12 protein-coding genes and 2 tRNA genes are annotated in these 13,136 nt (G+C 71.8%); 12 read left to right on the plus strand and 2 right to left on the minus strand.

The features are described from left to right. Window positions 1-30 precede the first annotated feature (30 nt). Complete coding sequence (locus tag OCU29_RS01850; protein ID WP_261818586.1) at window positions 31-390, minus strand: DUF2568 domain-containing protein; 360 nt, start codon at window positions 388-390, stop codon at window positions 31-33. Between the two features lie 88 nt (window positions 391-478). Between OCU29_RS01850 and OCU29_RS01855 the strand changes: the two genes are divergently transcribed. From OCU29_RS01855 to clpX, 12 genes are all read left to right on the plus strand, one after another. Then, window positions 479-1,048 (plus strand): hypothetical protein, encoded by a 570-nt coding sequence (locus OCU29_RS01855; protein WP_179615825.1) that lies wholly within the window; start codon window positions 479-481, stop codon window positions 1,046-1,048. A 9-nt stretch (window positions 1,049-1,057) separates the two neighbouring features. Continuing rightward, window positions 1,058-1,942 carry an alpha/beta hydrolase gene (locus tag OCU29_RS01860; RefSeq protein ID WP_261818587.1) on the plus strand — a complete coding sequence of 295 codons (885 nt, stop codon included), beginning with the start codon at window positions 1,058-1,060 and terminating at the stop codon, window positions 1,940-1,942. 36 nt (window positions 1,943-1,978) lie between these two features. Next, the gene (locus tag OCU29_RS01865) at window positions 1,979-2,500 is read left to right on the plus strand and encodes a ribose-5-phosphate isomerase (protein ID WP_261818588.1); all 522 of its coding nucleotides are present in this window, start codon (window positions 1,979-1,981) and stop codon (window positions 2,498-2,500) included. Then, window positions 2,493-3,341 (plus strand): Fpg/Nei family DNA glycosylase, encoded by an 849-nt coding sequence (locus OCU29_RS01870; RefSeq protein ID WP_261818589.1) that lies wholly within the window; start codon window positions 2,493-2,495, stop codon window positions 3,339-3,341. Before OCU29_RS01865 ends, OCU29_RS01870 begins: the two co-directional genes overlap by 8 nt. 26 nt (window positions 3,342-3,367) lie before the next feature. Then, on the plus strand, window positions 3,368-4,471 hold the full coding sequence (locus OCU29_RS01875; RefSeq protein WP_261818590.1) for a PP2C family protein-serine/threonine phosphatase: 1,104 nt from the start codon (window positions 3,368-3,370) through the stop codon (window positions 4,469-4,471). Between the two features lie 131 nt (window positions 4,472-4,602). After that, window positions 4,603-4,676: transfer RNA gene (locus OCU29_RS01880), tRNA-Gly, on the plus strand. Between the two features lie 47 nt (window positions 4,677-4,723). Then, window positions 4,724-4,796, plus strand: a tRNA-Pro gene (locus OCU29_RS01885). Between the two features lie 57 nt (window positions 4,797-4,853). Beyond that, window positions 4,854-6,278, plus strand: a complete 1,425-nt coding sequence (gene tig / locus OCU29_RS01890) for a trigger factor (protein ID WP_261818591.1) — start codon at window positions 4,854-4,856, stop codon at window positions 6,276-6,278. Between the two features lie 118 nt (window positions 6,279-6,396). Then, complete coding sequence (locus OCU29_RS01895; protein ID WP_261818592.1) at window positions 6,397-7,593, plus strand: triacylglycerol lipase; 1,197 nt, start codon at window positions 6,397-6,399, stop codon at window positions 7,591-7,593. 159 nt (window positions 7,594-7,752) lie between these two features. Next, window positions 7,753-8,355: an ATP-dependent Clp protease proteolytic subunit gene (locus OCU29_RS01900; RefSeq protein ID WP_179617394.1), complete on the plus strand. Its 603-nt coding sequence runs from the start codon at window positions 7,753-7,755 to the stop codon at window positions 8,353-8,355. Window positions 8,356-8,372: 17 nt separating this feature from the next. Continuing rightward, the gene (locus OCU29_RS01905; RefSeq protein ID WP_179615831.1) at window positions 8,373-8,978 is read left to right on the plus strand and encodes an ATP-dependent Clp protease proteolytic subunit; all 606 of its coding nucleotides are present in this window, start codon (window positions 8,373-8,375) and stop codon (window positions 8,976-8,978) included. A gap of 139 nt (window positions 8,979-9,117) precedes the next feature. Then, a complete protein-coding gene (gene clpX / locus OCU29_RS01910) occupies window positions 9,118-10,401 on the plus strand; it encodes an ATP-dependent Clp protease ATP-binding subunit ClpX (RefSeq protein WP_179615832.1) in 1,284 nt (427 codons plus the stop codon). A 72-nt stretch (window positions 10,402-10,473) separates the two neighbouring features. Here clpX and valS read toward each other — a convergent pair whose 3' ends face one another. Continuing rightward, entirely contained in the window at window positions 10,474-13,086 is a 2,613-nt protein-coding gene (valS, locus tag OCU29_RS01915; RefSeq protein ID WP_261818593.1) for a valine--tRNA ligase, read from the minus strand. Between the last annotated feature and the right edge of the window lie 50 nt (window positions 13,087-13,136).

Below are 13,136 nucleotides of genomic sequence, written 5' to 3' on the forward strand. Positions count from 1 at the left end.
CCGAGCGGTCACTTCTGAACCATCGACCGGTCAGCTGTGCACCCTCGACCGGTCACCGGCCGCCGCCAGCTGCGCGCGTACGTCGGGGTGGCGGGCAGCCAGGTGGGTGACCACCACGAGCACCGCGAGCGCCACGCCGGCCACCGGGTGCCCGGTGACAACCAGCGACACCACGGCCCCGGTGAGGACCAGCACCTTGACGACCGGGGTCAGCACGGCGCCGCGCCACCGGGCACGGGGTGAGGCGGTCAGCGCCCACAGCGTGACCACCAGCAGCGGGAGCAGCCACACCCACAGCCAGGCGGGCGACCACGTCCACCCCAGGACGCCGTACGACGCCCACGCGAGCAGCTCGACCACGAGGAGCAGCGCCAGCACCGACCAGACCATGCGACCAGTCTGCTCCTGGCCAGGACCGAGGGTGCGGAAGTGACCGGTCGGTGGTTCACAAGTGACTCCTCGGCAGTAGGTTCGGGCCATGACCGCGGAGATGTACCTCCCCAGCTTCTACGTCAAGCAGAAGTTCGCGATGACCACCAACCGCTACGAGCTCGTCGCGGCCGGTCCCGACGGATCCGAGGGGCAGCTGATGGGGCTGGCCCAGCAGAAGCGGCTGGCCTTCAAGGAGGAGGTCACGTTCTACGCCGACGAGTCGAAGGCGCGTGCGGTCTTCAGCTTCAAGGCCCGCAAGCGGGTCGACCTCAACGCCGGCTACGACGTGCTCGACGAGGCCCAGCAGCAGATCGGCTTCTTCCGCAAGGACTTCGGGGCGAGCCTGCTGCGCTCGACCTTCCACGTCGAGGGGCCCGGCTACACCGGCACCGGCCAGGAGCGCAGCCAGCTGACGGCGCTTGTACGGCGCTTCGCCGACGTGCCCTTCCTGTCGATCCACTTCGACTTCACCGCCCCCGACGGGGCGCCGCTCATGAGCGTGGAGCGCCAGTTCCAGCTGCGCGACCGCTACACCGTCACCGTCCCCGACCAGCGCGTCGACTTCCGGGTCGCGGCCGCGATCGCCGTCGGCCTCGACGCCCTGATGCAGCGCTGAGGAGTCCACGTGCTCTACCCCCAGGCCCGCCGCTCGGTCGAGGCGGCCGCCCTGACCCCGAAGGTCTTCGAGCCCGACTTCGACATCGAGGAGTCGCGCCGCCAGGCCCGTGAGCTGGCAGCGAGCCTGCCGCGCGAGGACGTCGAGCAGGTGCTCGACGTCGACGCCGGCGGCGTGCGCTGCCGGCTCTACCGGCCACGCGACGCGCGCGAGGGCACCCTGGTGCACCTGCACGGCGGCGGCTTCGTCTTCCACGACATCGACGTGCACGACGCCGCGGCGCGCCGCCTGGCCAACCGCAGCGAGGTCACGGTGCTCAGCGTCGACTACCGCCGCCCGCCCGAGCACCGGTTCCCGGCGGCCCCCGACGACGTCGACACGGTGCTGGGCTGGCTGGCCAGCGAGGGTGCCGAGCACGACCTCTCCGGACCGCTCTACGCCCACGGCGACAGCGCCGGGGCCAACCTGGCGCTGGTCGCCGCGCTGCGCCACCCCGGCCGCTTCCGCGCCCTGGCGCTGGTCTACCCGTTCCTCGACCCCGAGGCGGGCTTCGAGAGCTACCGCACCGCCGCCGACGGCTTCGACCCGCGCGAGGCGCAGTGGTACTGGCAGCAGTACGCCGCCACCCCGGCCGACCTGCGGCACCCCGACCTCGCGCCGCTGCGCTCCGACCGGCTCTGGACGCTGCCGCCGACCCTGGTGACCACCGCCGAGCACGACCCGCTGCGCGACGAGGGCGAGCACCTCGCCGCCCTGCTCGCCGACGCCGGGGTGGCGGTCGTGGCGACCCGCTACCTGGGCCAGGTGCACGGCTTCTGGCGCCACCCCGAGGTCTTCGACGCCGCCGAGCCGATGACCCGCCAGGTGGCCGCGTTCCTGGGGATGTACCCCTAGACCGACCGGCCCCGCGGGCTCTGGGATGATCCCGCCATGCGCGTGCACCTCGGCTCCGACCATGCCGGACTCGACCTCAAGGCCCACCTCGTCGCCTGGCTCACCGAGCACGGCTACGAGCCCGTCGACCACGGTCCGTTCGTCTACGACGCCCTCGACGACTACCCCGTCTTCTGCCTGCGCGCCGCCGAGGCCGTGGCCCGCGAGCGCGCGGCCGGGCAGGACTCGATGGGCGTGGTGATCGGCGGGTCGGGCAACGGCGAGCAGATGGCGGCCAACAAGGTCGAGGGCATCCGCTGCGCCCTGGCCTGGTCGGAGGAGACCGCCCGGCTGGCCCGCGACCACAACGACGCGCAGGTGGTCTCCGTCGGCGGCCGGATGCACAGCCTCGAGGACATGACCCGCTTCGTCGAGGTCTTCCTCGCCGAGCCGTTCAGCGGCGACGAGCGCCACGTGCGGCGCATCGGCCAGCTCTCGTCGTACGACGCCACCTCGGTGCTGCCCCCGCTGCCCGAGTCGGCGCGGGGCCTGGGCCCCGACGAGGGGAACGATGCCTGAGGGGCACACCCTCCACCGGTTGGCCGGTCACCTCGGCGCGGCCGTCGCCGGCCGCCGGGTGGGCGTCTCCAGCCCGCAGGGCCGCTTCGCCGCCGCGGCCGAGGAGCTCGACGGGCAGGTGCTCGAGCACGCCGAGGCGTGGGGCAAGCACCTCTTCCTCGCCTTCCCCGGCGCGCGCTGGGTGCACGTGCACCTCGGCCTCTACGGCAAGCTCGACGTGCATCCCGACGTCGACGACGTGCTCGCCCCGGTGGGCCAGGTGCGGATGCGGCTGGTGGCCGACGACGCGCGCGGTCGGGCGTACGCCGACCTGCGCGGGGCCACCGCCTGCGAGCTGCTCACCGACGCCCAGCGCGACGCAGTGCTCGAGCGGCAGGGGCCCGACCCGTTGCGCGCCGACGCCGACCCCGACCTGGCCTGGGATCGGATCCGCCGCAGCCGCGCCCCGATCGGGGCGCTGCTGATGGACCAGTCGGTGCTGGCGGGAGTCGGCAACGTCTACCGCGCCGAGGTGCTCTTCCGGCACCGGCTCGACCCGCAGCGCCCCGGGCGCACGCTGCGCGTGGGGCAGTGGCAGGCCCTGTGGGAGGACCTGGTGGTCCTGATGACCGAGGGGGTGCGCACCGGGCGCATCGACACGGTGCGCCCCGAGCACGAGCCCGAGGCCATGGGGCGGGCGCCGCGCCGCGACGACCACGGCGGCGAGGTCTACGTCTACCGGCGCACCGGCCAGCCGTGCCTGGTGTGCGGCCGGGCCGTGCGCACCACCGAGATGGTCGGGCGCAACCTGTTCTGGTGCAGCCGTTGTCAGCCCACCTTCCGCTCCCGAGCCCTACGATGAGGGCCACCAGCGGGGGAGGACGGAGCATGGACGCGGCGTTCGACCACTCCCGCCCCGGGCCGGCCAGGGCCGGCCTCGACCGGTTGCGCCTGATGTGGCGCCGCGGTCGCGTCCGCCGGTTCCGCGCGGTCGGGCTGCTGTGCCTGCTGGCCTCGCTGCTGGTGGTGGGCGTCGCGCTGGTCCCGGCGATCTTCCCGATCACCTCGCTGATGGTGCCGCTCCTGCTGGGCAGCCTGGTGCTCAACCCCCGTCAGCTGCCGTGGTTCGTGGCGTGGATCGTGGTGCTGGCGACGACCACCCTGGTGCTCCAGCAGGAGGTGTCGACCCGGATCGTCGCGGTGGCGGTCATCGAGGCTCTGATGGTCGCGATCGTGCTGGTGACCGCGCGGCGGCGCTCGAGCCTCGGCGTGGCCGGCAACACGGGGGAGTCGATGTTCGTCGACCTGCGCGACCGGCTGCTCAACCAGGGCGGCATCCCGTCGCTGCCGCCGGGCTGGCTGGTCGAGTCGGCCCTGCGCTCGGCGTCGGGCACTCCCTTCGCCGGCGACTTCCTGGTCGCCACCGTGCTCGACGACGACACCCGGCTCGAGGTGGTGGTCGTCGACGTGTCGGGCAAGGGGGACGCGGCCGGCACGCGTGCGCTGCTGCTCTCGGGCGCCTTCGGCGGGATGCTCGGGTCGCTGGCGCCCCAGGACTTCCTCCGCGCCGCCAACGACTACCTGATGCGCCAGGGCTGGGAGGAGGGCTTCGCGACCGCGGTGCACCTCTCGCTCGACCTGCGCACCGGGCGCTTCGCGGTGTGCAGCGCCGGCCACCCGCCGGCCGTGCAGCGGCACTCGGGCTCGGGCCGCTGGGCGGTGCTGCCCAGCGCCGGTCCGGTCCTCGGGCTGGTCGACGAGGCGGAGTTCGAGGTCGCCGAGGGGGTCCTGGGCCCCGGCGACGCCGTGATCCTCTACACCGACGGCATGGTCGAGCGGCCCCGCCGCGACATCGAGATGGGCCTCGACCGGATGCTCGGGCAGGCCGAGACGCTGCTGCGCGGCAGCTTCGTGGGCTCGGCCGAGCGGCTGGTCTCCTCGCTGGGTTCCCCCGACGACGACCGCGCCATGGTGGTCGTGCACCGGCGCTGAGACCGCCGTGCCGCGCCCGGCGGCGAGGGCGCCGGTTGTGGCCGCGGCCGGGCCGTGTGGCACGATGACTGAGCAGATCGCAGGCTGGCGCGCGCCCTCGTCCGGGCGGGTCGACGTCGACGATCACGCGCGCGGATGTAGCTCAATGGTAGAGCCCCAGTCTTCCAAACTGGCTACGCGGGTTCGATTCCCGTCATCCGCTCCAAGGAGCCTCTGGCGGCCTCGCGACGCGAGCCGGAGGGGGCGCTTTGGCGGGGCGTAGCGTAGTGGCTAGCGCGCCTGCTTTGGGAGCAGGAGACCGCAGGTTCGAGTCCTGTCGCCCCGACGTCCCACCGCGAACCACCTGTGCCGACACACCCACCGAACCATGAGGAGACACCCTGTGAAGAGCGCCGTCGAGACCTTGAGCCCGACCCGGGCCAAGCTGACCGTCGAGGTGCCCTTCGAGGAGCTCAAGCCGAGCCTCGACGCGGCCTACAAGGCGATCGCCCAGCAGATCAACGTCCCCGGCTTCCGCCGGGGCAAGGTGCCGCCGATGGTCATCGACCGTCAGGTCGGCCGCGGCGCGGTCCTCGACCAGGCCATCAACGACGCGCTGCCCAAGAAGTACGTCGAGGCCCTCCAGGAGAACTCGCTCGAGCCGCTCGCGCAGCCCGAGATCGAGGTCACCAAGCTCGAGGACAACGACCACATCGAGTTCACCGCCGAGGTCGACGTCAAGCCGCAGATCGACCTCCCGGCCTACGAGGGCCTCGAGGCCCAGGTCGAGGACATCGAGATCAGCGACGAGGACGTCGACGAGCAGGTCCAGTCGCTGCGCGAGCGCTTCGGCACCCTCGCCGACGTCGAGCGCGCCGCCGCCGAGGGCGACTTCGTCGTGCTCGACCTCAAGGCCATGAAGGACGGCGAGGTGCTCGAGGGCGCCGAGGTCACCGGCATGAGCTACCAGGTCGGCAAGGGCGGCATGATCGACGGCCTCGACGAGGCCCTGGTCGGCATGAAGGCCGGCGACGACAAGACCTTCACCTCCCAGCTCGTCGGCGGCGACCTCGTCGGCGAGGAGGTCGAGGTGGCCGTCTCGGTCAGCCAGGTCCAGGAGCAGGAGCTGCCCGAGCTCGACGACGAGTTCGCCCAGCTGGCCTCCGAGTTCGACACCTCCGAGGAGCTCGTGGCCGACGTCCGCTCGCGCCTGGGCAACGGCAAGCGCCTCGAGCAGGCCGCCGAGGCCCGCGACGCGGTGCTCGAGGCCCTGCTCGAGAAGATCAGCGTCCCGCTGCCGGAGACCATGGTCACCGACGAGCTCAACGCGCGCCGCCAGAACATCGAGCAGCAGCTGATGATGGCCGGCATCACGATGGAGAAGTACCTCGAGGACGAGGAGCAGACCCAGGAGGAGTTCGAGGCCGAGCTCGACCGCCGGGTCCGCGACGCCGTCGCCGCGCAGTTCCTGCTCGACGAGATCGCCAAGAAGGAGGAGCTCGGCGTCGACCAGCAGGAGCTCTCCCAGCACCTGATCCGTCGCGCCCAGCAGTCCGGCCAGGACCCGCAGGAGTTCGCGAACCACATGTTCGAGCACAACCACATCCCCGAGCTGGTGCAGGAGATCCTGCGCGGCAAGGCGCTGGCGGTGCTGGTGGAGTCGGCGACCGTCAAGGACGCCTCGGGCAACGTGCTGGAGCTGAAGAACCTGCAGCCCGACGGCACGATCATGGAGCAGCCCGCCGAGGAGCCGGAGGCCGCCGGGGCGACCGAGGCCCCCGCTGCCGAGGCTGGCACCGAGAACGACACCGAGGACGCCCAGGCCTGAGCCTGAGGCCCCTCGTCCACGACCCGCCCGAGCACGGCTCGGGCGGGTCGTGGCGTTCCAGGGGGACGAGCCCCCTGTTGAGTGAACGCCTGTCCACTCAGGGCGCTACGCTGTCGCCATGACGACCACCGCCGCGCCCGCGCCGCCCGGCCCCACGCTGCTGGACCTGGCGTCCCTGGCCTGCGAGGTCGCCGACGGGCTGGTCGTGCGCAGCGTGCGCGACACCCACACCGCCTGGCTCGACCGGGTGCACGGCCTCGGGCGACGGGTGACGGGCGCGGGTGGCCCCGGCGTCGTCGAGACCGCGCACCGCGGCATCGCCGGCGCCGTGTACGGCGGGCTCGGGCTCGGGCTGCGGGCCGCCTCGCGCGGGCTCGACACGGTCGCCTCGACCGGCGCCGGCCCCCGCCTGGAGGGGAGCGCCGAGGGCCGCTTCGTCAGCGCTGCCGTCAACGGCCTCATCGGCGACCGGCTGCTGCGCGAGCGCCCGCAGATGGCGATCGCGACGGCGGTGCGCCACGAGGGCCGCGACGTGGTCCCCGACGCCGAGGGGCTGGCCGCCGCCTTCCCGGGGGCCACCGGGCGGGTCGTGGTGCTGCTGCACGGGCTCTGCGAGAACGAGTCCTACTGGGGCCGGCACCGCGAGCGCACCGGCACGACGTACGCCGAGGACCTCGCCGCGCGCGGCTGGACCCCGGTGCTGCTGCGGGCCAACACCGGGCTGTCGCTGCGCGAGAACGGCGCGGCGCTGACCTCGCTGCTCCAGCAGGTCGTCGACCACTGGCCCGTCGAGGTCACCCGCGTCGCGCTGGTGGGGCACTCGATGGGTGGGCTGGTGATGCGGGCGGCCGGCGCGGTGGCGGTGGGGGGCGACGGGTCCGCCGCCCCGTGGACGCGGCTGGTCAGCGACGTCGTCACGCTCGGCACGCCCCACCTGGGTGCGCCCGTCGCGTGGGGGATCGGGCACGGCAGCCGCGGGCTGTCGCTGCTGCCCGAGACCGCTGCCCTCGGCCGGCTGCTCGACTGGCGCTCGGTGGGCGTGCACGACCTGGTCGCCGGGCTCGCCGAGGACGTCGCGCCGCTGCCGCACGCGCGCTACCGGCTGGTCGCGGCCACCCTGAGCGCCTCCGAGCGGCACCCGGTCGGCCAGGTGGTGGGCGACCTGCTGGTGCGCCCGCGCTCGGCGTACGGGCGCGACCGCAGGGGCGGCGAGCTCTTCCCCGGCGCGACGGTGCTGCACGTCGGCAGCAGCGACCACTTCGACCTGCTCAACCACCCCGAGGTGCTGCAGGCGCTGCGCGGCTGGCTGGACTGAGCCCGCGGCGTGCGGTGGACCGGACCAGCCGGACCTCGAAATCCGCTGTCGGCGAACAGGGTGGGGTTGCCCGTGGAACTGTCCGTCCTTCGGGCTAGTGTCGGCGACGTGAACCAGAACTCCAGCTCCGCAGGCCGCGACACCGCCTCCGACCACTGGATGGGTGGTGGCGGCGGGCTCAACGTCCTCGACGACCACATCTACCAGCGTCTGCTCCGTGAGCGGATCGTCTTCCTCGGCTCCGAGGTGCGCGACCAGAACGCGAACGCGATCTGCGCGCAGCTGCTGCTGCTCTCGGCAGAGGACCCCGAGGCCGACATCTTCCTGCACATCAACTCGCCCGGCGGCTCCGTCGACGCCGGCATGGCGATCTACGACACCATGAACTACATCCCCAACGACGTGGCCACGGTCGGCATGGGCCTGGCCGCCTCGATGGGCCAGTTCCTGCTCTGCGCGGGCACCAAGGGCAAGCGCTACGCCCTGCCGCACGCGCGGATCATGATGCACCAGCCCTCCTCGGGCATGGGCGGCTCGGCCTCGGACATCAAGATCCAGGCCCAGCAGTCGCTGCACATCAAGAAGGTGCTGCTCGACCTGATCGCCGAGCACACCGGCCAGCCGATCGACCAGGTCGTCGCCGACGCCGACCGCGACCGCTGGTTCACCGCCGACCAGGCCAAGGACTACGGCCTGGTCGACCAGGTCATCAAGAGCGCTCGCGAGGCGGCCGACGACGGCCGCCCGGCCCACACGAAGTGACGGGAGCACCGCACACCATGAACTACTACATCCCGCAGTGGGAGGAGCGCACCTCCTACGGCGTGCGCCGCATCGACCCCTACGCGAAGCTCTTCGAGGAGCGCATCATCTACCTCGGGACGCCGATCTCCGACGACGTCGCGAACGCGGTGATCGCCCAGCTGCTCTGCCTGCAGTCGATGAACCCCGACCAGGAGATCAGCATCTACATCAACAGCCCCGGTGGCTCCTTCACCGCGCTGACGGCGATCTACGACACGATGAACTTCATCAAGCCCGACGTGCGCACGGTCTGCCTGGGCCAGGCGGCCTCGGCCGCCGCGATCCTGCTGGCCGCGGGCACCCCGGGCAAGCGGATGGGCCTGCCCAACAGCCGCATCCTCATCCACCAGCCCTACACCGAGGGCACGTTCGGCCAGACCTCCGACATCGAGATCCAGGCCAACGAGATCATCCGGATGCGCGAGCTGCTCGAGAAGATGATCAGCGACCACTCCGGCCGTCCGGTCGAGGAGGTCAGCCGCGACATCGAGCGCGACAAGATCCTCACGGCCGAGCAGGCGGTGGAGTACGGCCTGATCGACTCGGTCCTGGAGTCGCTGAAGGCGCCGGCCCTCACCTGAGGTCCACAAGACGAGGGGACTCCCCGTGTCCTGGCCCGTACGGGCCGGTCCGGGGAGTACCTTCGACCAGATCGGCAATTCTGCAAGCAGCACGACCCGGGCGTCCCGTTCGCCCGAGGGGATCGAGGAGGGTGACCCGGTGGCACGGATCGGTGACGGCGGAGACCTGCTGAAGTGCTCGTTCTGCGGCAAGTCGCAGAAGCAGGTGAAGAAGCTCATCGCCGGACCCGGCGTCTACATCTGCGACGAGTGCATCGACCTGTGCAACGAGATCATCGAGGAGGAGCTCAGCGAGGGCACCGAGGTCGGCATGGGCGAGCTGCCCAAGCCGCGGGAGATCTTCGACTTCCTCAACTCCTACGTGATCGGCCAGGAGCAGGCCAAGAAGTCGCTGGCGGTGGCGGTCTACAACCACTACAAGCGCGTCCAGGCCGGCCTCGCGCCGGCCGGGGGCAAGCACGCCAAGGACGAGGTCGTCGAGGTCGCCAAGTCCAACATCCTGGTGATCGGCCCGACCGGCTGCGGCAAGACCTACCTGGCCCAGACGCTGGCCCGGATGCTCAACGTCCCCTTCGCGATCGCCGACGCCACCGCGCTGACCGAGGCCGGCTACGTCGGCGAGGACGTCGAGAACATCCTGCTCAAGCTGATCCAGGCGGCCGACTACGACGTCAAGAAGGCCGAGACGGGCATCATCTACATCGACGAGATCGACAAGGTGGCCCGCAAGGCCGAGAACCCCTCGATCACGCGCGACGTCTCCGGCGAGGGCGTGCAGCAGGCGCTGCTGAAGATCATCGAGGGCACCACCGCCTCGGTGCCCCCGCAGGGCGGGCGCAAGCACCCGCACCAGGAGTTCATCCAGATCGACACCACGAACATCCTCTTCGTGGTGGGCGGTGCCTTCGCCGGGCTCGAGCACATCATCGAGCAGCGGGTCGGCAAGAAGACCCTCGGCTTCACCGCCGAGGTCCGCAAGGAGGCCGACCGCACCGAGGACGACCTGCTCGCGCTGGTGCGTCCCGAGGATCTCACCAAGTTCGGCCTGATCCCCGAGTTCATCGGCCGGCTGCCGCTGATCGCGAGCGTCTCCAAGCTCGACCGGCCCGCGCTGGTGCAGATCCTCACCGAGCCGCGCAACGCGCTGGTCAAGCAGTACCAGAAGCTCTTCGAGATCGACGGCGTCGAGCTCGAGTTCACCGCCGAGGCCATCGACGCGATCGCCGACAAGGCGATGGAGCGCGGCACCGGCGCGCGCGGCCTGCGCGCCATCATCGAGGAGGTCCTGCTCCAGGTGATGTACGACGTCCCCTCGCGCGGCGACGTCGCCAAGGTCATCCTCAACGCCGAGGTGGTCGCGGGCCAGCAGAGCCCCGAGCTGGTGCTGCGCGAGGCCGAGACCAAGAAGAAGAAGTCGGCCTGAGCCGCACCCCCACCACGCAGAGCAGCGCCCCGCCCGGAGTCCCGGTCGGGGCGCTGCTGCGTGCGGGGGTGCTCAGTCCTGGGCGACCGGGGCGAGCTCGGCGGCCACGCCGATCTCGGTGGCCGACCCGTCGACGGTGAAGACCAGGTCGCCCACGATGCGCCCGGTGCGGCGCAGGTCGTCGGCGGCCAGCTCGGCCGCGCGCACCTGGGCCTCGGGGCCGGTGACCTCGACGCGGCCCAGCTCGGCGCGCATCGAGACCTTGGCCTGCGACTTGGCGCCGCGGATGCCGGCCAGGGCGGCCGCGACGGCGTCGACCACGACGGGGTCGGCGGCGGCCGCGGAGCCCAGGTCGATCTCGGTGGGCCAGGAGGCGCGGTGGATCGAGCCCTCCTGCCACCACGACCAGACCTCCTCGGTGACGTAGGGCAGGAACGGCGCCAGCAGGCGCAGCTGCACCTGCAGGGCGATGGCCAGCGTGGCCTTCGCCGAGGCGGTGGCCGCGCCGCCGTCCTCGGTGTACGCGCGCTCCTTGACCAGCTCGAGGTAGTCGTCGCAGAACTCCCAGAAGAACTTCTCCACCGACTCCAGGGCGCTGGTGTAGTCGTAGGCGTCGAAGGACTCGGTCGCCTTGCGCACCACCAGGGCCAGGCGGCCCAGCAGCGCGCAGTCGACCGGCTCGGAGACCTCGAAGGCGTTGCACGAGGTCGCGCCCACGTTGCCCAGCACGAACTTGGAGGCGTTGAGGACCTTCATGGCCAGGCGGCGCCCGACCTTCATCTGGGCCTCGTCGAAGGGGGAGTCGAGACCCGGACGGGCCATCGCTGCGCGCCAGCGCACCGCGTCGGCGCCGAACTTCTCGAGGATCTCGGTCGGCACGACCACGTTGCCCTTGGACTTCGACATCTTCTTGCGGTCGGGGTCGAGGATCCAGCCCGAGAGCATCGCGTGGGTCCACGGCGTGCGGCCGTGCTCGTGGTGGGCGCGCACCACGCGGCTGAAGAGCCAGGTGCGGATGATGTCGTGGCCCTGGGTGCACAGGTCCATCGGGAAGACCCGCTCGAAGAGGTCGGGGTCGTCCTCCCAGCCGCCGGCGATCTGCGGGGTCAGCGACGAGGTCGCCCAGGTGTCCATCACGTCCGGGTCGCCGATGAAGCCGCCGGGCTGGTTGCGCTGCGCCTCGTCGTACCCGCGCGGGGCGTCGGTCGACGGGTCGACCGGCAGCTCGGCCTCGGAGGGCAGCAGCGGGTGCTCGTAGTCGGGCTCGCCCTCGGCGTCGAGGGGGTACCAGACCGGGAAGGGGATGCCGAAGAAGCGCTGGCGCGAGATCAGCCAGTCGCCGTTGAGCCCGCCGACCCAGTTGTCGTAGCGGTGCTTCATGTGGGCCGGCAGCCAGGTGATCTCGTCGGCGCGCGCGAGCATCTCGTCACGCAGGTCGCCGTCGCGCCCGCCGTTGCGCAGGTACCACTGGCGGGTCGCGACGATCTCGAGCGGCTTGTCGCCCTTCTCGAAGAAGTTGGCCATCCGCTGGGTGGGCTTGGGCTCGCCCTCGAGGTCGCCGACCTCGCGCAGCATCGCGACCATCTCCTCGCGCGCCGAGAAGGTCGTCTTGCCGGCCAGGCGCTGGTAGGACTCCTCGGCCGCGGCCAGCCACGGCGGGGTCTCGCGGGTGAAGCGGCCGTCGCGGCCGATGACGGTGCGCACCGGCAGGTCGAGCTCGCGCCACCAGGTCACGTCGGTGAGGTCGCCGAAGGTGCAGCACATGGCGATGCCGGCGCCCTTGTCCATCTCGGCGCCCGGGTGGGCCAGCACCGGCACCTCGACGCCGAAGACCGGCGAGGTCACCGTCGAGCCGAAGAGCGGCTGGTAGCGCTCGTCGTCGGGGTGCGCGATCAGCGCCACGACGCTGGGGATCAGCTCGGGGCGGGTGGTCTCGACGTGCACGGGGGTGCCGTCGGGGGCGTGGTAGGCCACCCGGTGGTAGGCGCCGGCGTACTCGCGCGCCTCCAGCTCGGCCTGCGCCACGGCGGTCTGGAAGGTGACGTCCCACAGGGTGGGCGCCTCCTGCAGGTAGGCCTCGCCGCGGGCGAAGTTGCGCAGGAACGCGCGCTGGCTGACGGTCTGCGCCTTCGGGCCGATGGTCGTGTAGTGCTGCGACCAGTCGACCGAGAGGCCCAGGGTGCGCCACAGCGACTCGAAGACCTCCTCGTCCTGGGCGACCAGCTCCTCGCACAGGGCGATGAAGTTGGGCCGGCTGACCGGCACCTGCTTCTTGGCGTCGGGCTTGGCCGGCGGGGCGAAGTCGGGGTCGTAGGGCAGCGAGGGGTCGCAGCGCACGCCGTAGTAGTTCTGCACCCGGCGCTCGGTGGGCAGGCCGTTGTCGTCCCAGCCCATCGGGTAGAAGACCGACTTGCCCTGCATGCGCTGGTAGCGCGCGACCAGGTCGGTGTGGGTGTAGGAGAAGACGTGGCCCACGTGCAGGCTGCCGCTGACGGTCGGCGGGGGAGTGTCGATGGAGTAGACGTTCTCGCGCGGCTGGCTGCGGTCGAAGGCGTAGGTGTCCTGCTCCTTCCAGCGCGCCGCCCAGGTCGACTCGAGACCCTCGAGCGCCGGCTTGTCCGGTACGACGAGGGCACGCGCGTCGGTGCTCGTCGTGTCGGTGGCCTGCGGTGTGGTCTCGGTCATGGGAGGAATCCTATGAGTCGCGGCTCGGCGGGTGCGAACCCGCGTCCCGC

Source organism: Nocardioides sp. OK12, assembly GCF_024341885.1.
GTDB lineage: Bacteria > Actinomycetota > Actinomycetes > Propionibacteriales > Nocardioidaceae > Nocardioides > Nocardioides marinisabuli.

Coding starts and splice junctions, on each gene's coding strand:
- OCU29_RS01850 (WP_261818586.1), bottom strand. CDS start 390: ATGGTCTGGTCGGTGCTGGCGCTGCTCCTCGTGGTCGAGCTGCTCGCG.
- OCU29_RS01855 (WP_179615825.1), top strand. CDS start 479: ATGACCGCGGAGATGTACCTCCCCAGCTTCTACGTCAAGCAGAAGTTC.
- OCU29_RS01865 (WP_261818588.1), top strand. CDS start 1,979: ATGCGCGTGCACCTCGGCTCCGACCATGCCGGACTCGACCTCAAGGCC.
- OCU29_RS01870 (WP_261818589.1), top strand. CDS start 2,493: ATGCCTGAGGGGCACACCCTCCACCGGTTGGCCGGTCACCTCGGCGCG.
- OCU29_RS01875 (WP_261818590.1), top strand. CDS start 3,368: ATGGACGCGGCGTTCGACCACTCCCGCCCCGGGCCGGCCAGGGCCGGC.
- OCU29_RS01895 (WP_261818592.1), top strand. CDS start 6,397: ATGACGACCACCGCCGCGCCCGCGCCGCCCGGCCCCACGCTGCTGGAC.
- OCU29_RS01900 (WP_179617394.1), top strand. CDS start 7,753: ATGGGTGGTGGCGGCGGGCTCAACGTCCTCGACGACCACATCTACCAG.
- OCU29_RS01905 (WP_179615831.1), top strand. CDS start 8,373: ATGAACTACTACATCCCGCAGTGGGAGGAGCGCACCTCCTACGGCGTG.
- valS (WP_261818593.1), bottom strand. CDS start 13,086: ATGACCGAGACCACACCGCAGGCCACCGACACGACGAGCACCGACGCG.